This is a genomic window from Streptomyces sp. NPDC001220 (assembly GCF_053597895.1).
In genome coordinates, this window is record NZ_JBSFJE010000002.1 from 82,921 (window position 1) to 103,413 (window position 20,493).

The following is a 20,493-nucleotide window of genomic DNA, read 5'->3' on the forward strand; positions in this document are numbered from 1 at the left end:
GGGTGACATCATCGGTAAGAATCGCGAGGTCAGCGCACATATCGCCACCTGCGGACTTTACCGGAGCGAGGGGCGGCCCTCACCGCTCGTGCACCCTCCCGGGTCGCCGTCGCGCGCGCCCCGGCCAAGCCTGGAGGAGTCCCCCCGTCCTATCGACAGGAGCTCTGCCATGCACCGCATCCACCGCCCGGTGTCCCGGGCCCTCGCCGCCGGCGCCCTCTCGCTGGCGCTGCTGTCCGCCGGTGGCGCCGGCGCTTTCGCCGCGGGGGCCAAGCCGAGCCCCGCGCCCAGCAGCGCCACGCCGAAGCCGAGTCCGTCCATGTCCGCCATGGGCTCGATCACGATCAAGGCGAACAAGACCTCGGTCAAGGGTGGTGACGGGGTGACCTTCACGGGTCGCACCCAGGGCCTGAAGATCGGCACGCCGCTGGTGCTGCAGCACGAGAACAACGGCAAGTGGATCCCGCTCCGGGCGAGCGTCAAGGTCAAGAACGGCAGCGCCTACGCACTGACCGCGAAGATCAACACCAAGGGCACCCAGCATCTGCGGATCGCGGCCGGCAAGACCCACTCCCCCACGGTCACCGTCAAGGTGAGCTGAGGCCGCGCAGCAGCAGGTCCACCAACGAGGCGAAGTCCGCCTCGGCCTCCGGCCGCACCCACTCGCGCGCGTACCCCGGGTCGTGGAAGCGGCCGGTGGCCTGGAAGACGACCCGGGCCGCCGCGGCGGGGTCGGACACGGTGAAGGCTCCCGTGCCGACCCCGTCCCGGAGGATCTCGGCGAGCTGCCCGGTCAGGTCGTCTATGTGCCCGGTGACCGCCGGGCCGTTCTCGTCGACCAGCACCATGTAGGTGGCGAACAGCTCCGGATCGTCGCCGGCCTTGCGGCGCTTGGCTTCGAAGAGCGCCCACAGCCAGTCGCGCAGCCGCACGTCCGGAGCGCGGTCCTCGGCGACGATGACGGACAGCACCCGCGAGGTGCGGTCCAGCCACCGCTTGGTCACCGCCTCCCGCAGCGCCGCCTTGGTCCGGAAGTGCCGGTAGACGCTGCCGTGGCTGACGCCGAGCGCGCGGGCCACGTCCACCACGGTGGCCTTGGCCGGGCCGTGCCGGCGCAGCACCTCCTCGGTGGCCTCGAGGATGCGCTCGGCGGTCAGGGCCGGGGTCGGGGGCGGGGACGTCGCTGCCATGGCCTAGACGGTACCCGGCGCCGCGGTCAGTGCTCGGTGCCGAGATGGCTCATCTGCTCGGCCGGGTAGCGGGTGCCCGCCGCCGCGTCCGCCGGTACGGCCTCCTCGATCGCCGCCAGGTCGGCCGCGTCCAGGGTGACGTCCAGCGCGCCCAGCGACTCGGCGAGCCGCTCGCGGGTGCGGGCGCCGACGAGCGGCACGATGTCGTCGCCGCGGGAGAGCACCCAGGCGATGGCGATCTGCGCGACGGTCACGCCCTTCTCGTCGGCGATCTTGCGCAGCGCGTCGACGAGGTCGAGGTTGTGCTGGAGGTTCTCGCCCTGGAAGCGGGGTGAGAAGGCCCGGAAGTCGCCCGCGCCGAGCTGCCGGTCGCGGGTGAAGTGGCCGGAGATCAGCCCCCGGGACAGCACGCCGTACGCGGTGATGCCGATGCCCAGCTCACGGGTGGTGGGCAGGATCTCCCGCTCGATGTCGCGGGTGATGATCGCGTACTCGATCTGGAGGTCGGAGATGGGCGCGGTGGCGGCGGCCCGGCGGATGTTGTCCGCGGACGCCTCACTGAGGCCGATGTGCCGGACGTACCCCTGCTCGACCAGTTCGGCGATCGCGCCGACGGTCTCCTCGATCGGCACGCCCGGGTCGACACGGGCGATGCGGTAGACGTCGATGTGGTCGACGCCGAGGCGCTGGAGGGAGTAGGCGGCGAAGTTCTTCACCGCGGCCGGGCGGCCGTCGTGGCCGAGCCAGCTGCCGTCCGGGCCACGCAGGGCGCCGAACTTGACGCTGGTCAGGGCCTTTTCACGGAGCGCCGCGGGGGCGGTGCGCAGGGCCTCGCCGACCAGCATCTCGTTGTGGCCCATGGCGTAGAAGTCGCCGGTGTCGAGGAGCGTCACGCCGGCGTCGAGGGCGGCGTGGACGGTGGCGATCGACTCGGCGCGGTCGGCCTCGCCGTAGAGGGCGGACATGCCCATGCAGCCGAGGCCGAGGGAGGAGACGCGGGGGCCGGTGGTTCCGAGGGAACGGGTGTGCATCGTCATGACTCCACCTTGGCATGACAGCTGACAGATTTCAATATCTGTCATTCCATACTCGTCACCAACCCGTCGCGGCGGTCGCCGTCACACGCGTAGCCGCACCCGCCCTCACGCCCGTCACCACACCCACCCTCACGCCCGTCGCCGCGGTCGCCGTCACACCCACCCCCCGCATCCACCCTCACGCCCGGTACCGGGTCACGCCCGGTACCAGGTGCGCCCGTTTCTGGTCCAGACCTATTGACGAGAGGTCTGGACCACGAGCACTGTCATGGCTACGACACCTCGCCGCACCCCCACCGGGAGGATCCGTATGTTCCGCCGCGCCCTCAGCCTGCTCGCCGCCGCCCTGGCGACCGCCGCGCTCACCCAGCTCCCCGCCGCCGCTCCCGCCTCCGCCGCCGACACCTGCGCGGTGAAGTCGCGGCCCGCCGGAAAGGTCCTGCAGGGCTACTGGGAGAACTGGGACGGCTCCGCCAACGGCGTCCACCCGCCCTTCGGCTGGACCCCGATCACCGACTCCCGGATCGCCGCGCACGGCTACAACGTGATCAACGCGGCCTTCCCGGTGATCCGTTCCGACGGGACGGCCCTGTGGGAGGACGGCATGGACGCGGGCGTGAAGGTGGCGACGCCCGCGGAGATGTGCGCGGCGAAGGCGGCCGGCCAGACCATCCTGCTGTCGATCGGCGGCGCCGCGGCCGGCATCGACCTGAGCTCGTCCGCCGTGGCCGACAGGTTCGTCGCGACGATCGTCCCGATCCTGAAGAAGTACAACTTCGACGGCATCGACATCGACATCGAGACCGGCCTGGTGGGCAGCGGGTCCATCACCCAGCTCTCCACCTCGCAGGCCAACCTGGTCCGCATCATCGACGGCGTCCTCGCCCAGATGCCGGCGGGCTTCGGCCTGACGATGGCCCCGGAGACGGCGTACGTCACCGGCGGCAGCATCACCTACGGCTCGATCTGGGGCGCCTATCTGCCGATCGTCAAGAAGTACGCCGACAACGGCCGGCTGTGGTGGCTCAACATGCAGTACTACAACGGCAGCATGTACGGGTGCTCCGGCGACTCCTACTCGGCGGGCACGGTGGCCGGCTTCACCGCCCAGACCGACTGCCTCGACAAGGGCCTGGTCGTGCAGGGTACGACGATCAAGGTGCCGTACGACAAGCAGGTCCCGGGGCTGCCCGCGCAGTCGGGAGCGGGCGGCGGCTACATGTCACCGAGCCTGGTCGCCCAGGCCTGGAACCACTACGGCACGTCCCTCAAGGGCCTGATGACCTGGTCGCTCAACTGGGACGGCTCGAAGAACTGGACGTTCGGCGACAACGTGAAGGCACTGCAGCACCGCTGAGCCCAACCGCTGAGCCCATAAACGCCGGTTCCCCGCGCCCCGAAGGGCGCGGGGAACCGCGCGACCAGCCACGCACGACCCGCAGCCGGCACCGCACACAAGCCGGGCAGACGCCGGCCCACTCAAACTCCTAGCACCCGACGAGGCGCCCCGCGAGGTAACCCTCGATCTGGTCCAGCGAGATCCGCTCCTGCTTCATCGAGTCGCGCTCCCGGACCGTCACCGCGTTGTCCTCGAGGGTGTCGAAGTCGACGGTCACGCAGTACGGCGTACCGATCTCGTCCTGACGGCGGTAGCGGCGGCCGATGGCACCGGCGTCGTCGAACTCGATGTTCCAGTTCTGCCGCAGGGCGGCGGCCAGCCCCTTGGCCTTCGGGGACAGCTCGGGGTTGCGGGACAGCGGCAGGACCGCGACCTTGACCGGCGCCAGGCGGTGGTCGAGGCGCAGCACCGTGCGCTTCTCCAGCTTGCCCTTGGCGTTCGGCGCCTCGTCCTCGACGTACGCGTCGAGCAGGAACGCGAGCATCGCGCGGCCGACACCGGCCGCCGGCTCGATGACGTACGGCGTCCAGCGCTCCCCGGCCTCCTGGTCGAAGTAGGAGAGGTCCTGGCCGGAGGCCTTGGAGTGGGCGCCGAGGTCGTAGTCGGTGCGGTTGGCGACGCCCTCCAGCTCACCCCACTCGTTGCCGCCGAACTGGAAGCGGTACTCGATGTCGGCGGTGCGCTTGGAGTAGTGGGAGAGCTTCTCCTTCGGGTGCTCGTACCACCGCATGTTCTCCTCGCGCAGGCCCAGGCCGGTGTACCAGTTCCAGCGCTGCTCCATCCAGTACTCCTGCCACTTCTCGTCCTCGCCCGGCTTGACGAAGAACTCCATCTCCATCTGCTCGAACTCGCGGGTGCGGAAGATGAAGTTGCCGGGCGTGATCTCGTTGCGGAAGGACTTGCCCATCTGCGCGATGCCGAACGGCGGCTTGCGGCGCGAGGTGGTCTGCACCTGGGCGAAGTTGGTGAAGATGCCCTGCGCGGTCTCGGGGCGCAGGTAGGCGACCGAGCCGCTGTCCTGGGTCGGGCCGAGGTGCGTCGACAGCAGACCCGAGAACTGCTTGGGCTCGGTGAACTGGCCCTTGTTGCCGCAGTTCGGGCAGTTCACGTCCGCCAGGCCGTTCTCCGGGAGGCGGTTGTGCTTGGCCTCGTAGGCCTCCTCCAGGTGGTCGGCGCGGAACCGCTTGTGGCAGGCGGTGCACTCGGTCAGCGGGTCCGTGAAGGTGGCGACGTGACCGGAGGCCACCCAGACCTCCGGGGCCAGGATGACGGACGAGTCGAGACCGACCACGTCCTCGCGCGACGTCACCATGTAGCGCCACCACTGGCGCTTCAGGTTCTCCTTGAGCTCGACACCGAGCGGCCCGTAGTCCCAGGCGGCACGCTGGCCGCCGTAGATCTCACTGCACGGGAATACGAAGCCACGGCGCTTGCTCAGGCTGACGATGGTGTCGATCTTGTCGGCGGCCACGGTGCTCTCTTCATTACGACGACGGGCGACGAAGCGAGATGCTTCAGAGCGAATGCTTCAGGTTACCGGCGGGGGCTCCCCCTCGACCAAATCGGTCCCCCATGACGGACAGACCGCCCAGGGCTTACCGAGGTCTTACGGGTGGTTGTTGACAACGGTTTCCATGTTTGTTGAAAATGACTCTCATGAACGTACGACGCCGCCTCATACCCGCGGCCGCCGCGGCCACCGTCACCGCACTCGGCATAGCGACCCTCACCGCCTGCGGAGGTGACGCCACGGCGGCCCAGACCGGCAAGTTCGACGTCGTCGCGTCGTTCTACCCGATGGCCTTCCTCGCCGACCGGATCGGCGGGAACCACGTCCACGTCACCAGTCTCACATCGCCCGGCCAGGAACCGCACGACCTGGAGATCAGCCCCAAGCAGATCATCGGGATCGAGAAGTCCGACGCGGTCCTCTACCTGAAGAACCTCCAGCCCTCCGTCGACGACGCCGTCGCCCAGTCCTCGGTGAGGACGAAGATCGACGCGGCCTCCCTCACCTCGCTGGAGCAGCACGGCAACGAGGTCGGCGGCCACGCGGCCACGCACGACACCTCGAAGAACGAGGAGCTGTCCGGGCTCGACCCCCACATCTGGCTGGACCCGGTGCGCTACGCCCAGGTCGCCGAAGGCGTCGGCAAGGCCTTCGAGAAGGCCGACCCGGACCACGCGGCCGACTACCGGAAGAACACCGCCGCCCTGGTCGAGAAGCTGGACGCCCTCGACACTCAGTTCAAGGACGGCCTGGCGAACACGAGGACCAAGGTCTTCATCACCACCCACGCGGCCTTCGGCTACCTCGCCGAGCGCTACGGCCTGACCGAGGAGGCCATCAACGGCCTCGACCCGGAGTCGGAGCCGAGCGCGGCCCGCGTGAAGGACCTGGAGACCATGGCCAAGGCCGACGGCGTCAGCACCGTGTTCTACGAGACGCTCGTCAGCGACAAGACCGCCAGGACCATCGCCGCCGACGCCGGACTGAAGACGGACGTCCTCGACCCGATCGAGGGCATCACCGGCAAGTCCCGCGGCAAGGACTACTTCGCGGTCCAGGAAGCCAACCTCAAGGCCCTCCGGACGGCCCTGGGCGCCAAGTGAGTGGAGAGAAGATGACTGGCGAGCCCGTCATATCCCTGCGCGGGGTCACCGCCGAGCTGGGCTCGCGCCCCGTGCTGCGCGGCATCGACCTCGGCGTGCACCGCGGTGAGGTCGTCGCGCTGCTCGGCGCGAACGGCTCCGGCAAGTCGACCGCGATCCGTACGATCATCGGCCAGGTGCCGGCCAGCGGCGGCGAGATCACGCTGTTCGGCACCCCGCGCGGCACCTTCCGCGACTGGTCCCGGGTCGGCTACGTCCCGCAGCGCACCACCGCCGTGGGCGGTGTCCCCGCCACCGTCACCGAGGTCGTCTCCGCCGGTCTGCTCTCCCGCACCCGCTTCGGCCTCTTCCGCAAGGCCGACCACCAGGCCGTACGGGACGCGCTCGACCTGGTCGGGATGGCCGACCGGGCCAAGGACAACGTCGAGGCGCTCTCCGGCGGCCAGCACCAGCGGGTGCTGATCGCCCGCGCCCTGGTGGCCCGGCCCGAACTGCTGATCATGGACGAGCCGATGGCCGGCGTCGACCTGGCCAGCCAGGAGATCCTCGCGCGGACCCTGCGCGAGCAGGTCGAGCAGGGCACCACGGTCCTGCTGGTCCTGCACGAACTGGGCCCGCTGGAGCCGCTGATCGACCGCGCGGTCGTGCTGCGCGACGGCTGCGTCCTGCACGACGGGCCGCCCCCGCGGGCCGTGGGCCAGCACGCCCTCCCCGGCCACGACCACGTCCACCCCCACGAACACGCGCCGATCCGCACGGGACTGCTGAGCTGATGGACTTCCTGAACTACGCCTTCATGCAGCGGGCCCTGCTCGCCGCCGTCCTGGTCGGCATCACCGCGCCCGCCGTCGGCATCTACCTGGTCCAGCGCCGCCAGGCCCTGATGGGCGACGGCATCGGCCATGTCGCGATGACGGGCGTCGGCCTGGGCTTCCTGCTCTCCACCTCCCCGGTGTGGATGGCCACGGCCGTCTCCGTCCTCGGCGCGATCCTGATGGAGCTGATCCGCTGGTACGGCAGGACCCGCGGCGACATCGCCCTCGCGATGCTCTTCTACGGCGGGATGGCCGGCGGGGTGATGCTGATCAACCTCGCGCCTGGCGGCTCCAACGCCAACCTGATGTCGTACCTCTTCGGCTCGCTGTCGACGGTGTCGGAGTCGGACGTGACCGCGATCTGCGTGCTCGCCGCGTTCGTCCTCCTTGTCACCCTCGGTCTGCGCCGGCAGCTGTTCGCGGTGAGCCAGGACGAGGAGTTCGCACGGGTGACGGGCCTGCCGGTGCGGGCGCTGAACCTGCTGACGGCGATCACGGCGGCGGTCACGGTCACGGTCGCGATGCGCGTGGTGGGGCTGCTGCTGGTGTCGGCGCTGATGGTGGTCCCGGTGGCCGCGGCCCAGCAGCTGAGCCGGAGCTTCGCGGCCACCTTCGCGATCGCCGTCGCGATCGGGGTGACGGTGACGATCGGGGGCACGATCACGTCGTACTACCAGTACGTTCCGCCGGGCGCGACGATCGTGCTGCTGACGATCGCCGCGTTCATCGTGCTGAGCGTGCTGGCCGCACCGCTGGCCCGGCGACGCGCCCGTGCGGCGGCCTCGCGGCGGCCCGCCGGGGATCCGGCGGAGTGCGCGATTCCGGCCGGTCGGCAGGGCGCCGACGAGGTCGGCGTCTGACCGCGCACACTCCGGGCTGGCACAATGGCCCGGCAGAAGCAGTGATGTGAGGAGGCAACCGGTGACGACCGCTGGACCGCCCGTGAAGGGCCGCTCGACCCGTCAGCGGGCAGCCGTGGCGGCGGCCCTGGACGAGGTCGAGGAGTTCCGCAGCGCGCAGGAACTGCACGACATGCTCAAGCACAAGGGCGACTCGGTGGGCCTCACCACGGTGTACCGCACCCTCCAGAACCTCGCCGACGCCGGCGAGGTGGACGTCCTGCGCACGTCCGACGGCGAGTCGGTGTACCGCCGCTGCTCCACCGGCGAACACCACCACCACCTGGTCTGCCGCGTGTGCGGCAAGGCGGTGGAGGTGGAGGGGCCCGCGGTGGAGAAGTGGGCGGAGGCGATCGCGGCGGAGCACGGGTACGTGAATGTGGCGCACACCGTCGAGATCTTCGGGACGTGCGCGGACTGCGCGGGGTGCGCCGCGGGGTGAGCCGGTTGTCCGGGCGCGGCCCGGTGGGGGTTGCTCGCGCCCACGCGGCGGAGCCGCAAATGGATACAGCCCCGCGCCCCTTACGGGGCGCTGCAGTCGCGTCAGCCACATAGCTGCGGGCAGGCGTGCCGCAGGGCGCCCCCGGTCAGCTCCTGTCGAAGCAGCGTTCCAGTTCGTTCAGGTCGTAGAACTTGCTGTTCTTCCTGATCGGGTGACAGCCCGCCTTGAAGGCGGTCTCCTTCTCGTTGTAGAGCATCCGCACCAGGTAGTCGTCGCCCTTCCGGAAGACGTCCCACTGGATGTTGGAGGCCAGGGAGGCGACCTCGGCGCCGCGCCAGGGGTTGTCGGCGTAGGTGTACGTCCGGCCCGGCGTCGCCGCCTTCTCGCTGCCCGGCAGCCGCATCAGCGCGGCCAGCGGGATGATCTCCTCGGCGTGGGTGAAGCGGAGTTCGGCGCCCAGCGTGCTGGTGCCGTCCCGCTTGGCCTCGGCCTGCTTGAAGAAGTCGTCGAGGAGTACACCGGCCATCTTGTAGGTGATGTCGCTGTCCGAGAAGCTCGGACCCTTCTCGTAGAAGTCCTCGGCGTCGCTGAGGTAGCCGAACCAGGCCGCGTCGCGCGGGGCGATGTAGCGGTCGAAGTCCCAGCCCCGGCCGTTCGGGCTCTCCTCGCTCATCGCGGGCGCGATGGCGTAGAGGTTGTAGACGGCCCGGGCGGCGGTGATGTCGGAGGCCGTGGCGGAGAACTCGCCGTCGACGACGCGCCGCACGAACGCCGGCTCGAAGATCCTGCCGAGGACCCGGGCGGCGGCCCGGTGCGAGGCCGGCTGGTCGGTGACCGCCGCCAGGGTCGAGGCCAGCCGCTCGTCGCTCGCCAGCCACTTCTGGTAGTCGGCGCCGCCGGCGGACTTGTGGAAGTAGAGCAGGTCCTTGTCGACCCGGGCGGTGCCGAGCGAGGCCTTGAGCGCCGGGTCGGCGTCGGTGAGGGCGGTGGCGAAGACCGTCCCGCTGTCCACCGCGCGGCCCTGGCCCGAGCTGACGACGTCGATCTTCTCGCCGTTCCCGGCGATCGAGGAGAAGAGGGAGGGCAGGCGCTTCTCCAGGCGCACCGCGGTGGCGCGGAGTTCGTCCTTGCCGCGGCCGCTGAGGTTGCCGTACCCGATGGCGCTCATGGCCGCCTCGAGGGCCTGCACGTCCGGGCCGAACTCCTCGCCCAGCTTGGTGAGTTGACCATCGGCCTCGGCCTGGTTCCAGAGCGCGAGGACCGTGTCGCCGTCCTCGCCGTCGGTGGCCGAGCGGGAACCGTGCCGGGAGACGTTCTCGGTGAACACGGCGGTGTACCCGGCGGGCGCGTGCTGGTAGCTGCGCGGGTTCTGGCCGGGGGTGTAGACGGCCTTGGTGCCGTAACTGTCGCGGTGGGCGGGCCCGTTGTCCGTGGCGTGCGCGGGCAGCGCGGTGAGGAGCAGGGCGCCCAGGGCGAGGACAGGGGTGACACGCTTCATGAGGGACCGTTCCAGAGGCGGGAGACCGGGAGGTGGCCTGGCATGATCTCCCGCATCCTGGACGGCTCTCGTGAACGGCGGGTGGCCGTCAGTCGCCGGGCTGGTTGCCCTCCATGGCCAGCAGCTCCTCGTTGGGGATGGCGCCGCCGAACCGGCGGTCCCGGGAGGCGTATTCGAGGCACGCGCGCCACAGGTCACGGCGGTCGAAGTCGGGCCACAGGACGTCCTGGTAGACCATCTCGGCGTAGGCGCTCTGCCAGAGCAGGAAGTTGGAGGTGCGCTGCTCGCCGCTGGGCCGCAGGAACATGTCCACGTCCGGCATGTCCCCGTAGTACATGTGCTTCTGGATGGTCTTCTCGGAGACCTTCGACGGGTCGAGCCGGCCCGCCCTGACCTCCTCGGCGATCGCCTGCACCGCGTCGGCGATCTCGGCCCGGCCGCCGTAGTTCATGCAGAAGTACAGGGTGAGCAGGTCGTTGCCCTTGGTCTGCTCCTGGGCGATCTGGAGCTCCTTGGCGACCGACTTCCACAGCCGGGGCATCCGGCCCGCCCAGCGCACCCGGATGCCGAGCTCGTCGAGCTGGTCGCGGGTCTTGCGGATGAAGTCGCGGTTGAAGTTCATCAGGAAGCGGACCTCTTCGGGCGAGCGCTTCCAGTTCTCGGTGGAGAAGGCGTAGAGGGAGATGTTCCGGACACCGATCTCGATGGAGCCCTGCAGCACGTCGAGGACGCGCTCGGCGCCGACCTTGTGCCCCTCGGTGCGCGGCAGCCCGCGCTCCTTCGCCCAGCGGCCGTTGCCGTCCATGACGATGGCCACATGGCCCGGGACCAGCTCGCCCGGGAGCTTCGGCGGCCGGGCACCGGACGGGTGTGGCTCCGGCGTCCGGTACTCGCGGCGCCGGCCCCCCAGGATCCCGCGTACGACCATGTGCTTCTCGTCTCCCTCTAGCTCTTCTCTACGTACCTGAGCGAGCGCAGCCCCCGCTCCAGGTGCCAGTGCAGATAGGCGGACACCAGTCCGCCGCCCTCCCGGACGTGCCGTGCCTCGGCCGCGTCCGCCGTCTCCCAGTCTCCCGTAAGCAGCGCGCCGAGCAGAACCAGGGTCTGCGGGGAGGGTACGACGCTGCCGGGCACCCGGCAGTCGACGCAGACGCTGCCCCCGGAGGCGACCGAGAAGAAACGGTTCGGGCCGGGCATCCCGCACTTGGCGCAGGAGTCGAAGCTGGGCGCGTAGCCGTTGACGGCGAGGGAGCGCAGCAGGAAGGCGTCGAGGACGAGGTGGGGCGCGTGCTCGCCGCGGGCGAGTGTCCTGAGCGCCCCCACCAGCAGCAGGTACTGCTGCACCGCGGGTTCGCCCTCGTGATCCGTGAACCGCTCGGCGGTCTCCAGCATGGCCGTCCCGGCGGTGTACCGGGCGTAGTCGGTGACGATCCCGCCGCCGTACGGCGCGATGGTCTCGCTCTGGGTGCACAGCGGCAGCCCGCGTCCGATCAGCTCGCTGCCCCGCGCGAAGAACTGCACGTCGACGTGGGAGAACGGCTCGAGCCGCGCCCCGAACTTCGACTTGGTCCGCCGCACCCCACGCGCGACGGCCCGCACCCGGCCGTGTCCACGGGTGAGCAGCGTGATGATCCGGTCCGCCTCACCCAGCTTCTGGGTGCGCAGCACGATGCCGTCGTCGCGGAACAGGCTCATGGGCCCATTCTGCCCTGCCGTGGCAGGGGACCGGTCCGGACCGGAACCTTCAAGGCACCTCGCCGCGGCTGCGGGCGTTGGCGTGGGCGGTGGCCGCGCTGAGCCGTTCGGCCTGGGTCGCGATCCGTACGGCGTCCGGGTGGGCGTCCCACTCACGCCCTCCCCCGTACGGCCTCAGCTGCACATAGGGGCCCTCGTGCCCCATGACGATGCCCAGCCGTCCGGTACGGGTGTCGACGGCGCAGGAGCCGACGGGGAGGTTCTTCGCGTTCACCTCACCTGGCTCCCCCGCCTCCGGGAATTTCACGCTTCGCATCCCCGGGGTGGCGCTGGGTGCCTAGACTCGGCCGGAGTCTGTCCCGCACGGCCGCCCGAGCCCGGGTCTCCGGGACCGCCTGCCGTGCGCTCGGTGACAGCCGTCCGGCCGCGGCCGCTGCGGCGCCGGCTCACATCAGCCCCGCCGCCGCCAGGTGCTTGCCCACGCACTCGATCTCCGCCTCCGACAGCGGCACCTGCGGCTCCGCGGTGACCGGGGACGCGATGACCCCGCGCAGATGCAGTGCCGCCTTGAACGCGCCCAGCGCCGCCGAGCTGCCGCCCATCCGGCGCCCGTCGCCGACCCGGACCATCGCGAACAGCGCGCACAGCCGCTCCTGTTCGGCCCGCGCCCGCTCCCAGTCACCGGCCCGGCAGAGCCGGTGGAGACGGACGTAGCCGTCCGGGTCGACGTTGGCGAGTCCCGGTACCGCGCCGTCGGCGCCCAGCGCGAGGGCCGAGTCGACGGTCAGCTCGGAGCCGGTCAGCGCGCTGAAGCGGGGCAGGCTCCGGCTGCCGATGACGACCTCGCGGAAGCCCGCCAGGTCGCCGCTGGAGTCCTTCAGCCCGGCCAGCACCCCGTCGGCGGCCAGTTCCAGCACCAGGTCGGCGGGGAGCTTGGTGTGGACGGCGGACGGGATGTCGTAGGCGATCACCGGGACGGGCGAGCGGTCGGCGACCAGCCGGAAGTGGCGGGCGATCTCGGCGGGGTGGGTGCGGGTGTAGAAGGGCGCGGTGACGACGATCGCGTCCGCGCCGGCGGAGGTGACGGACTCGACGTGGTCCAGGACCCGGGGCGTGGTCATGTCGATCACGCCCGCCAGCACCGGGAGCCGCCCGGCCGCGTGCGTCACCACGGTCTCCGTGACCAGCCTGCGCCGGCGGTCCGTCAGGTACGCCGCCTCCGACGTCGAGCCCAGCACGAACAGGCCGTCCACCCCGGCCGCCACCAGATGGTCGACGAGCCCGCGCAGGGACGGGACGTCCACCTCGCGGTCCGGGGTCAGGGGGGTGCAGACGGGCGGTACGACACCGGACACCATCTTTTGACCGTTCCCCTCCGGGGCGCTGGAAGCCGGAGCGCGCCCCTTCGGCTCACGGGTGTGGGGGGTGGGCAGGGTCATCAGGGCTCCCTGGGCAGGCTGTGGCTCGGCTGGTCCTCCTCCAGTGGATGGTGACAGCGGTAGCGGTGAGCGGTGCGTGACGCGGCCGTGAAGTCAGGCATGCGGACGGCACACTCGTCGTCCGCCTTCCAGCAGCGGGTGCGGAACGGGCACCCGGACGGCGGGCGGGTGGCCGAGGGGACCGGACCGGTGAGCGGGATGGGGTCGATCGGTCGGAGCAGGCCGGGAGCGGCCGAGAACAGGGCCCTGGTGTACGGGTGCCGGGCGTGCTCGGTGATCTCGGCGGCCGGGGTCTCCTCGACGATCCGGCCCAGGTACATGGTGATCACCCGGTCGCTCATCCGCCGTACCGTCTGGATGTCGTGGGAGACGAAGACCATGGCGAGGCCGAGCCGCTCGCGCAGGTCGAGGAGGAGGTTGAGGATCTGGGCGCGGACCGAGACGTCCAGCGCGCTGGTCGGTTCGTCCGCCACCACCAGGCCGGGGTCCAGGGCGAGCGCCCGGGCGATCGCCACCCGCTGCCGCTGTCCGCCGGAGAGCTGGCCGGGCAGCGCCTCGGCGAGGGCCCGGGGCAGACCGACCAGGCCCATCAACTCCCGCACCCGGTCCTCCCGTTCGGCCCGGGTGCCGCGCTCGTGGACGTCCAGCGGGTCGCGGAGGATACGGCGCACCGGCAGCCGGCGGTTGAGGGCCGTCGACGGGTCCTGGAAGATCATGCCGGTGCCGGCGCCGACGGCCGACCGGCGTTCGGCCCCCGGCATCGCCCACAGGTCGCGGCCGTGAACGGATACCGTGCCGGCGGTCGGCCGCTGGATGCCGACCAGCACCTTCGCCAGCGTCGACTTCCCGCACCCCGACTCGCCGACCACGCCGACCGTCTCGCCGGGCGCCACGGTGAGATCCGCGCCGGTCAGCGCGTACACCCGGTCCCGGCCGAAGACGCCTCCGCCGCGCGCCCGGTGGACCACGTGGACGCCGGCCAGCTCCACCGCGCTCATGTCACCGCCTCGGTGCTCGCCAGGTCGACCGCCGGGTGGTGGCAGGCCGCGGTGTGGATACGGGAGCCGGCCAGGTCCGGTGCCGTCGTACGGCAGACCTCGCTCGCCGCCGGGCAGCGGTCCGCGAAGCGGCAGCCCGCCGGGAAGTCGGCCGGGGACGGCACCACGCCCCTGATCTGGGTCAGCCGCTCGGCCCCGGACTCCAGCGACAGCACGCTGCCGAGCAGGCCGCGCGTGTAGTGGTGGGCCGGGGCGGCGACCAGCTCCGCGGTGACGCCGGTCTCGACGACCTGTCCGCCGTACATCACCACCACCCGGTCGGTGACGTCCGCGACGAGGGCCAGGTCGTGGGAGACGAGGATCAGCGCGAAGCCGAGTTCCTCGCGGAGGCGGAGGAGGAGTTCCATCACCTGGGCCTGGACGGTGACGTCGAGGGCGGTGGTCGGTTCGTCGGCGATGATCAGACGGGGGTCGCGGGAGAGGGCCATGGCGATCAGGACGCGCTGGCGTTGGCCGCCGGAGAGTTCGTGGGGATGGCTGCGGAGCGTTCCACCGGGGTCGAGGCCGACGAGGGCGAGAAGTTCGGCGGGGGTGCGGTGGCCGCCGCGCCGGGTGAGCTGCTTGAGCTGGGCGTTGACGGTCATGGAGGGGTTCAGGGAGGACAGGGCGTCCTGGTAGACCATCGCGAGTTCGTGGCCGAGGAGGCGGCGGTGGGGGGTGGTGAGGTCGATGGGCGGGTGCGGGTTTGTGGGGGCCGGTCGCGCCCGCGCGGCGGCAGCCGCATTTTCGATACCGCCCCGCGCCCCTGACGGGGCGCTCCACGCGGCGGCGTTGAAAAGAATCTCGCCCGTCACCCGTGCCGTCCTCGGCTGCAGGCCCATGATCGTCAGCGCCGTCAGGGACTTTCCGCAGCCCGACTCCCCCACCAGGCCCAGTACCTCACCCGGACGCACCTCGAAGCTGATGCCGTCGACGATGTCCACGCCCCGGTGGCGGTCGGGGAAGCCGATGGCCAGCCGCTCCACGGCCAGTACCGGCCGGCCGTCCGGAACGGGGGGCCGGGCGCGGGCGCGGAGCCGCTCTCCCGCCTCCGTCAGGCCGGGCAGCTCCAGGACCTCGCCCCGCTCGACGGTCGCCACCGGATCGGCCCCTGCCGGCTCCGTCTCCCGCGGCGCCGGTGACGCCCACGCGTCCGAGACGCCCTCGGAGAGGATGTTCAGGGAGAGGACGGTGAGCAGGATCAGCAGGCCGGGGAAGAGGGTCGCCCACCAGCCGCCCGTCAGCACCATGTTCCTGCCGTCCGCGATGACGCTGCCCCAGGACGGGTCCGGGGGCCGCACGCCCGCGCCGATGAAGGACAGGGACGCCTCGAAGACGATGGCCTCGGCGACCTGGACCGTGCAGAAGACCAGGACGGGGGCGGCGCAGTTGACGGCCACGTGGCGCAGCACGATGTGCGGGGTGCGGGCGCCGATCACGCGTTCCGCGGTGACGTAGTCCTCGCCGTACTGGTCGAGGACGTTCGCCCGGACCACGCGGGCCACGGGCGGGGTGAAGAGGAAGGCGATCGCGCAGATCAGGACCGTGATGCCACCGCCGAAGACGGCGACCAGGACGGCGGCCAGGGCGATGCCCGGGAACGCCATCACCACGTCCAGGCAGCGCATCAGGGTCTCGTCGACGCCTTTGCGGGAGGTGGCCGCGAGCGCGCCGAGCAGCGCGCCGGCGACCAGGGCGAGGCCGGTCGCGCCGAGGCCGATGGCGAGGGACCAGCGGGCGCCGTACATCAGCCGGCTGAGGATGTCCCGGCCGAGGCTGTCCTGGCCCATCCAGTGGCCGGCGGAGGGGTGCCCGGTGCCGTCGGCGGGTGCCTGCTGGGCGAGGGGGTCGTCGGGGGCGAGCAGGGGCGCGCACACCGCCACCAGGACGACCACGGCCAGGAAGACGAGGGCCGCCCTGGACAGCGGGGACAGTCTGCGCAGTCGTACGCCGGGACGGGCCAGGGCGGTGGTGAGGGCCGCGCGGGTGAACGTCGTCATGTCGCCTCCCTCAGACGGGGGTTGACCAGCAGGTAGAGGACGTCGATGACGAGGTTGACGACGACGAAGCCGGTCGCGGTGGTGAGGACGACGCCCTGGACGACGGCCGGGTCGCCGTTCTGCACGGCGTCGATCATCAGCTTGCCCATGCCGGGCAGGGCGAAGATGGTCTCGATGACGACGGCGCCGCCGAGCAGGTAGCCGACCCGCAGACCGAGCACGGTCAGGGGGTTGACCAGCGCGTTGCGCAGGACGTTGCGGCCGACCACGACATGGGGTGGCAGGCCGCTGCCGATCGCCGTGCGGACGTAGTCCCGGTCGAGTTCCTCGACCACCGAGGTGCGGACGATCCGGGTGAGCTGGGCGGCGACCGGGAGGGAGAGCGCGAGGGCGGGCAGCGCCATGGTCTTCAGCCAGCCGGTGACGGAGTCCTCCGGGTTGATGTAGCCGCCGGAGGGGAACCAGCCCCGGTCGACCGCCAGGTACTGGATCATCAACAGGGCCAGCCAGAAGGCGGGGGCGGCGACGCCGACGAGCGAGAGCACCCGGATGGCCTGGTCCGGCCAGCGGTCGCGGTGGATGGCCGCGGTGACACCGCCGGCCAGCGCCAGGACGACCGCGATGCCGAGGCCGAGGAAGGTCAGCTGGAGGGTGAGCGGCAGGGCGGTGGCGACCTGGTCGAGGACCGGGGTGCGGGTGAGGGCGCTGGTGCCGAGGTCGCCGTGGAGCAGACCGCCGACGAAGTGGACGTAGCGCAGGGGCAGGGGGTCGAGGAGGCCGTTGCGTTCGCGGAAGTCGTGGAGCTGTCGCGGGGTGGGGTTGGCGCCCTGGAAGAACGCGGACGCCGGGTCGACGTCGGAGAAGCGCATCACCAGGAACACGAACAGGGCGATGCCGAGCAGCAGCGGCACCAGCAGGACGATTCGGCGCAGCAGGATGCGCAGGACGGCGTTCATGCCGTCAGGCCCACTTGGCCGTCAGGACGTTGATGCCGGGGTAGGGCTGGGCCCTTATGCCGGTGAGCCTGCGCGGGTCCCAGGCGGTGATCAGCTCGTTGTGGACGACCGGGTAGAGGACGGCCTGTTCGGCGACGATGTCGACGTAGTCCTGGATCATCGTCTTCTTCTTCTCGGGGTCCGGTTCGCGGGTGGCCGCGTCCATGTCCCTGAAGAGCCGCTTCGCGACCGTGTTGTCGGACCAGCGGGCGTAGCCCATCCAGAGGTTCTCGGGACCGTAGTTGTAGTGCATGATCAGGTCGGCGTCGAGACCGAACTGGTTGGGGTTCGAGACGGCGGCGACGACCTGGTAGTCCTGTTTCTGGTCCATCTTGGTGAACACGGCCGTGGTCTCCTGCGGGGACAGGGTCGTGGCGACGCCGATCGCGTCCCAGGACGACTTGATGGTGGGCAGGCAGTCGACGATCCAGCTCACGTTGACGGCGAGGATGTCGATTCTGAGCCCGCTGACGCCGGCCGCCCTGAGGAGTGCCTTCGCCCTTTCGGGGTCGTGGTCGTAGACCGTCTTCGCCCTGCGGTAGGCGGGGTTGGTCTCGTTCAGGAACGAACTCGCCGGTTTTCCGTGGCCCTTGAGGGCGACCTCGACGATCTTCGCCTTGTCGATGGCGTAGTGCAGGGCCTGGCGGACCCGGACGTCGTCGAAGGGTTTGTGCCGCGTGTTGAACATCAGGAACAGGTTGTTCATCCCGGCGCCGCCGCCGACCGACAGTCCGCCCTGCTGGAGACGGGGGATGTTGGCGTAGGGGATGTTGTCGGAGATCTGTGCGCCCGCGCCGACCCCGGAGATCCTGGCCACCCGTGAGGCCGCGTCGACGATCGTCAGCCAGTTCATCCGCCGGAAGGCGGCCCTGCGGGGGCCGTTGTAGCCGTCGTACGCGGCGAAGGTGGTGTTCGACTTCGGGTGGTGCCCGGTCTGCCGGTACGGTCCCGTGCCCACCGCGAGTCCCTTGATCGCGTCGTCCCAGGCGCCGGGCCGGGAGAACACGTGCCTGGGCATGATCTTGGCGAGGGTGAGACGGGCGGTCCCGTCCGGGAAGGGGAACCTCAGGACCAGGTCGACGGTCCGGCTGTCGATCCTGCGGGCCTCCTTCAGCCAGCTCGCGAAGAAGCCCTTGGCGAGGGTCTGGGTGCCCGGGTCGAGGATCCGGTCGAAGACGAAGACCACGTCGTCGGCGGTGACCGGCCTGCCGTCGTGGAAGGTGGCGCCCGGGCGCAGGGTGAACCGCCAGGTGGTGGCGTCCCGGTCGGCGGGCAGCCGGGTCGCCAGCGCCGGGTAGGGGGCGCGGGTGATGGGGTCGGTGTCGGCGAGGCCCTCGTAGATGTGGTTGTTGGCGGCCATCGCGAACGCGGACGCGGTCTGGGTCGGGTCCCAGCTGCCGTCGTTGCCGTAGCCGATGACGGCCGTCAGGGTGCGGTCGGAGCCGCTGCCGCCGAGGTCGATCGTCGACTTGGGTCCGCAGGCCGTCAGCGAGGCGGCCGCCCCCAGCGCGCCGGCGTGTTTCAGGAACGTCCTGCGGCCATGGGTCGCCTCGTCGCGCACGGTGCCTCCAGCGTGGGGGAAGAGGAGACGTCGGACGTCATGTGTAAGCGCGACCATAAGAGGGGGTTTCGGGGCGGTCAAGGCACCGCACACGAATGGCGTAAACCATCAGAGGTCGGACCAATACGTGCGGCTGGACGGCGCCACGGTGGCCGCCCAGCCGGCCGCTCCCCGACGGCCCGCCCGGCGCCGGTCACCTCCCCGGTGACCGGCGCCGACCGCCGCCGCCTCCGCGGCCCCCTCCGCGGCCCCCTCTGCGGCCTCCCCCGTTGCCCCCCTGGCGTGGAGGCCCTGGCCTCGATCCGCGAAGGCTAGGGCAGCGTCTTCTCGTACGAGGCGTCCTGGTCGGAGTCGTAGACGAGCTTGCCGGTGCGGTCGTACCCCTTGAGGTGCGGTGACTTCGTGACCTGCTGGTGCAGGGTGCCGGCGGCGACGAACCAGCCGTGGTCGAGAACCGCCTCGCCCGTGCTGTCGCCGTAGGACACGGTCATCCTGGTCACCGAGCTGCGGTAGCTGCCGATGATCCCCCAGCGGAACGGAAGCTTCCAGTTGCCCTTGTCGAGGTACGACTGCTGGTACAGCTTGCCGCTGTTGATGTCCGGGATCACCGGCATGGCCGAGTCGCCGAAGGGGTCCCCGGTGCTGGTGTTCAGCCCGGAGACCTCGCCGCCCTTGATGTCGCAGATGAGCCGGGCCGGCGTGGGCTTCTCGCGCACCGCGACCACGAAGTAGCCGTCGCCGGGGGCGTTCGAGTCGCCGGTGCTGCGCATCGCCAGGATGATCCGGTAGTCGGCGGGTCGGCCGAGGTCGATGTAGGACGGGTCCTTGGGGAGCCGGTGCGCCTTGTTGTAGTCCAGGCACTTGCCGAGTCCGCCGGCGGCCTGTTCGAAGGTGATCCCGTCCAGGAGCCGGCCCGCGGAAACCGGCCGCGCCGGGCCTGTCGGGGTGGCCGACGGTGTCGCTGTCGGGCGCGGGCTGGACCGCACGGTGGGACTCGGGCCCGCCGGGCTCGTCGTGGTGCTGCCGCCGCCCATCGCGTACGCGCCGACCGGCACCGCCGCCAGGGTCGCCAGCGCCACCCCGGTCACCCCGAGGCGCCGCCGCCGTCGCTCCAGCACCCCCCGCCGCCGGATCTCCGGATACGGCACCGGCGACGGCCGCAGCGCCGAGGCGTCCCCCGCCAGCAGCGTCCGGACCCGCTCCTCGAAGTCCGGCTCGGCCTGTGTGCCCTGCTTCTCGCCGCTCACCTGGTGCCTCCCTGCCCGGATCCCGCGTGGCTCATGGTCTGCGCGAGACCCGGAAACGTACGCAACTTCGCCAGGCCCTTGGACGCCTGGCTCTTGACCGTGCCCGGGGAGCAGCCGAGCACGTCGGCGACCTCCGCCTCGGACAGGTCCTCCCAGTACCGCAGCACCACCACCGCGCGCTGCCTGGGCGGCAGTTCCGCCAGGGCGGCGAGCAGCGTGCCGCGCTCGTCGGCCCGGGAGACCGCGTCGTCGTGCCCCGCGCGCTCGGGCGGCGCGGCGGTCAGCGACTCCGTGACCCGCCGTTTGCGGAACCGGTCGCTGTTGCAGCTGACCAGCATGCGGCGGACGTACGCCTCCGGACGGTCGGTGCCGGAGACCCGGCGCCACGACCGGTACGCCTTCGCCAGCGCGGTCTGCGTGAGGTCCTCCGCGTGGTGCGGGTCGCCGGTGAGCAGATAGGCGGTCCGCACCAGATGGGACCACCGTGCTCTGACGAATTCCTGGAACTGGGCCTCGAGTTCGGCCTGCATCAGCCACCCCCTCGCCCTCCAGACCACCGGCCGGGGGGATTCGGTTGCCCCGTTCATGGCAACAACCGGTTCACAGCGGCGGCCGGTTCACCGCCA

The 20,493-nt window shown here is 71.1% G+C and carries 20 protein-coding genes; 6 read left to right on the forward strand and 14 right to left on the reverse strand.

Translation table 11 applies throughout. The features are described from left to right. The first annotated feature begins 169 nt into the window (after positions 1-169). Positions 170-601 carry a hypothetical protein gene (locus ACWDGI_RS04960; protein ID WP_450755445.1) on the forward strand — a complete coding sequence of 144 codons (432 nt, stop codon included), beginning with the start codon at positions 170-172 and terminating at the stop codon, positions 599-601. Here the strand turns inward: ACWDGI_RS04960 and ACWDGI_RS04965 are convergent. Further along, on the reverse strand, positions 588-1,190 hold the full coding sequence (locus ACWDGI_RS04965) for a TetR family transcriptional regulator (RefSeq protein WP_450755447.1): 603 nt from the start codon (positions 1,188-1,190) through the stop codon (positions 588-590). The genes ACWDGI_RS04960 and ACWDGI_RS04965 overlap by 14 nt on opposite strands. Before the next feature lie 26 nt (positions 1,191-1,216). Continuing rightward, a complete protein-coding gene (locus ACWDGI_RS04970) occupies positions 1,217-2,227 on the reverse strand; it encodes an aldo/keto reductase (RefSeq protein ID WP_450755449.1) in 1,011 nt (336 codons plus the stop codon). A 310-nt stretch (positions 2,228-2,537) separates the two neighbouring features. Here ACWDGI_RS04970 and ACWDGI_RS04975 point away from each other — a divergent pair, with 310 nt between their 5' ends. Continuing rightward, positions 2,538-3,584 (forward strand): chitinase, encoded by a 1,047-nt coding sequence (locus ACWDGI_RS04975; protein ID WP_450756469.1) that lies wholly within the window; start codon positions 2,538-2,540, stop codon positions 3,582-3,584. Positions 3,585-3,714: 130 nt separating this feature from the next. Here the strand turns inward: ACWDGI_RS04975 and ACWDGI_RS04980 are convergent, their stop codons facing one another. Then, positions 3,715-5,097 carry a glycine--tRNA ligase gene (locus tag ACWDGI_RS04980; protein WP_450755451.1) on the reverse strand — a complete coding sequence of 461 codons (1,383 nt, stop codon included), beginning with the start codon at positions 5,095-5,097 and terminating at the stop codon, positions 3,715-3,717. Between the two features lie 185 nt (positions 5,098-5,282). Here ACWDGI_RS04980 and ACWDGI_RS04985 point away from each other — a divergent pair, with 185 nt between their 5' ends. The 4 genes from ACWDGI_RS04985 to ACWDGI_RS05000 all read left to right on the forward strand — a co-directional run bounded on the left by ACWDGI_RS04985 (position 5,283) and on the right by ACWDGI_RS05000 (position 8,395). After that, the gene (locus ACWDGI_RS04985; protein WP_450755453.1) at positions 5,283-6,239 is read left to right on the forward strand and encodes a metal ABC transporter substrate-binding protein; all 957 of its coding nucleotides are present in this window, start codon (positions 5,283-5,285) and stop codon (positions 6,237-6,239) included. An 11-nt stretch (positions 6,240-6,250) separates the two neighbouring features. Next, positions 6,251-7,012, forward strand: a complete 762-nt coding sequence (locus ACWDGI_RS04990; protein WP_450755455.1) for a metal ABC transporter ATP-binding protein — start codon at positions 6,251-6,253, stop codon at positions 7,010-7,012. Beyond that, complete coding sequence (locus tag ACWDGI_RS04995; RefSeq protein WP_450755457.1) at positions 7,012-7,914, forward strand: metal ABC transporter permease; 903 nt, start codon at positions 7,012-7,014, stop codon at positions 7,912-7,914. Before ACWDGI_RS04990 ends, ACWDGI_RS04995 begins: the two co-directional genes overlap by 1 nt. Positions 7,915-7,975: 61 nt before the next feature. Then, positions 7,976-8,395 carry a Fur family transcriptional regulator gene (locus ACWDGI_RS05000; RefSeq protein ID WP_351691469.1) on the forward strand — a complete coding sequence of 140 codons (420 nt, stop codon included), beginning with the start codon at positions 7,976-7,978 and terminating at the stop codon, positions 8,393-8,395. A 145-nt stretch (positions 8,396-8,540) separates the two neighbouring features. On the opposite strand, the gene ACWDGI_RS05005 is transcribed toward ACWDGI_RS05000, so the two are convergent. From ACWDGI_RS05005 to ACWDGI_RS05055, 11 genes are all read right to left on the reverse strand, one after another. Beyond that, on the reverse strand, positions 8,541-9,893 hold the full coding sequence (locus tag ACWDGI_RS05005) for a histidine-type phosphatase (RefSeq protein ID WP_450755459.1): 1,353 nt from the start codon (positions 9,891-9,893) through the stop codon (positions 8,541-8,543). Between the two features lie 88 nt (positions 9,894-9,981). Then, entirely contained in the window at positions 9,982-10,821 is an 840-nt protein-coding gene (locus ACWDGI_RS05010; RefSeq protein ID WP_450755461.1) for an isoprenyl transferase, read from the reverse strand. Positions 10,822-10,838: 17 nt separating this feature from the next. Then, positions 10,839-11,588, reverse strand: coding sequence for a DNA repair protein RecO (gene recO / locus ACWDGI_RS05015; protein WP_351691460.1), 750 nt, complete (start codon positions 11,586-11,588; stop codon positions 10,839-10,841). 49 nt (positions 11,589-11,637) lie between these two features. Next, positions 11,638-11,862, reverse strand: a complete 225-nt coding sequence (locus ACWDGI_RS05020; RefSeq protein WP_360484394.1) for a hypothetical protein — start codon at positions 11,860-11,862, stop codon at positions 11,638-11,640. 172 nt (positions 11,863-12,034) lie between these two features. Next, the gene (locus ACWDGI_RS05025; protein WP_450756471.1) at positions 12,035-12,946 is read right to left on the reverse strand and encodes a dihydrodipicolinate synthase family protein; all 912 of its coding nucleotides are present in this window, start codon (positions 12,944-12,946) and stop codon (positions 12,035-12,037) included. Between the two features lie 80 nt (positions 12,947-13,026). Continuing rightward, positions 13,027-14,025: an oligopeptide/dipeptide ABC transporter ATP-binding protein gene (locus ACWDGI_RS05030; protein WP_450755463.1), complete on the reverse strand. Its 999-nt coding sequence runs from the start codon at positions 14,023-14,025 to the stop codon at positions 13,027-13,029. Beyond that, on the reverse strand, positions 14,022-16,064 hold the full coding sequence (locus tag ACWDGI_RS05035; protein WP_450755465.1) for a dipeptide/oligopeptide/nickel ABC transporter permease/ATP-binding protein: 2,043 nt from the start codon (positions 16,062-16,064) through the stop codon (positions 14,022-14,024). The genes ACWDGI_RS05030 and ACWDGI_RS05035 overlap by 4 nt, the downstream gene beginning before the upstream one ends. Next, positions 16,061-17,020, reverse strand: a complete 960-nt coding sequence (locus ACWDGI_RS05040; RefSeq protein ID WP_450755467.1) for an ABC transporter permease — start codon at positions 17,018-17,020, stop codon at positions 16,061-16,063. The genes ACWDGI_RS05035 and ACWDGI_RS05040 overlap by 4 nt, the downstream gene beginning before the upstream one ends. Positions 17,021-17,024: 4 nt before the next feature. Continuing rightward, on the reverse strand, positions 17,025-18,620 hold the full coding sequence (locus ACWDGI_RS05045) for an ABC transporter substrate-binding protein (RefSeq protein ID WP_450755469.1): 1,596 nt from the start codon (positions 18,618-18,620) through the stop codon (positions 17,025-17,027). A 311-nt stretch (positions 18,621-18,931) separates the two neighbouring features. Further along, complete coding sequence (locus tag ACWDGI_RS05050) at positions 18,932-19,867, reverse strand: hypothetical protein (protein ID WP_450755471.1); 936 nt, start codon at positions 19,865-19,867, stop codon at positions 18,932-18,934. After that, positions 19,864-20,397 carry a SigE family RNA polymerase sigma factor gene (locus ACWDGI_RS05055; protein WP_450755473.1) on the reverse strand — a complete coding sequence of 178 codons (534 nt, stop codon included), beginning with the start codon at positions 20,395-20,397 and terminating at the stop codon, positions 19,864-19,866. The genes ACWDGI_RS05050 and ACWDGI_RS05055 overlap by 4 nt, the downstream gene beginning before the upstream one ends. Positions 20,398-20,493 lie beyond the last annotated feature (96 nt).

Excerpts from the sequence above, each read along its gene's own strand:
- ACWDGI_RS04960 (WP_450755445.1), top strand. The coding sequence starts at position 170 with ATGCACCGCATCCACCGCCCGGTGTCCCGGGCCCTCGCCGCCGGCGCC.
- ACWDGI_RS04965 (WP_450755447.1), bottom strand. The coding sequence starts at position 1,190 with ATGGCAGCGACGTCCCCGCCCCCGACCCCGGCCCTGACCGCCGAGCGC.
- ACWDGI_RS04970 (WP_450755449.1), bottom strand. The coding sequence starts at position 2,227 with ATGACGATGCACACCCGTTCCCTCGGAACCACCGGCCCCCGCGTCTCC.
- ACWDGI_RS04975 (WP_450756469.1), top strand. The coding sequence starts at position 2,538 with ATGTTCCGCCGCGCCCTCAGCCTGCTCGCCGCCGCCCTGGCGACCGCC.
- ACWDGI_RS04985 (WP_450755453.1), top strand. The coding sequence starts at position 5,283 with ATGAACGTACGACGCCGCCTCATACCCGCGGCCGCCGCGGCCACCGTC.
- ACWDGI_RS04990 (WP_450755455.1), top strand. The coding sequence starts at position 6,251 with ATGACTGGCGAGCCCGTCATATCCCTGCGCGGGGTCACCGCCGAGCTG.
- ACWDGI_RS04995 (WP_450755457.1), top strand. The coding sequence starts at position 7,012 with ATGGACTTCCTGAACTACGCCTTCATGCAGCGGGCCCTGCTCGCCGCC.
- ACWDGI_RS05005 (WP_450755459.1), bottom strand. The coding sequence starts at position 9,893 with ATGAAGCGTGTCACCCCTGTCCTCGCCCTGGGCGCCCTGCTCCTCACC.
- ACWDGI_RS05010 (WP_450755461.1), bottom strand. The coding sequence starts at position 10,821 with ATGGTCGTACGCGGGATCCTGGGGGGCCGGCGCCGCGAGTACCGGACG.
- recO (WP_351691460.1), bottom strand. The coding sequence starts at position 11,588 with ATGAGCCTGTTCCGCGACGACGGCATCGTGCTGCGCACCCAGAAGCTG.
- ACWDGI_RS05025 (WP_450756471.1), bottom strand. The coding sequence starts at position 12,946 with ATGGTGTCCGGTGTCGTACCGCCCGTCTGCACCCCCCTGACCCCGGAC.
- ACWDGI_RS05030 (WP_450755463.1), bottom strand. The coding sequence starts at position 14,025 with ATGAGCGCGGTGGAGCTGGCCGGCGTCCACGTGGTCCACCGGGCGCGC.
- ACWDGI_RS05035 (WP_450755465.1), bottom strand. The coding sequence starts at position 16,064 with ATGACGACGTTCACCCGCGCGGCCCTCACCACCGCCCTGGCCCGTCCC.
- ACWDGI_RS05040 (WP_450755467.1), bottom strand. The coding sequence starts at position 17,020 with ATGAACGCCGTCCTGCGCATCCTGCTGCGCCGAATCGTCCTGCTGGTG.
- ACWDGI_RS05055 (WP_450755473.1), bottom strand. The coding sequence starts at position 20,397 with ATGCAGGCCGAACTCGAGGCCCAGTTCCAGGAATTCGTCAGAGCACGG.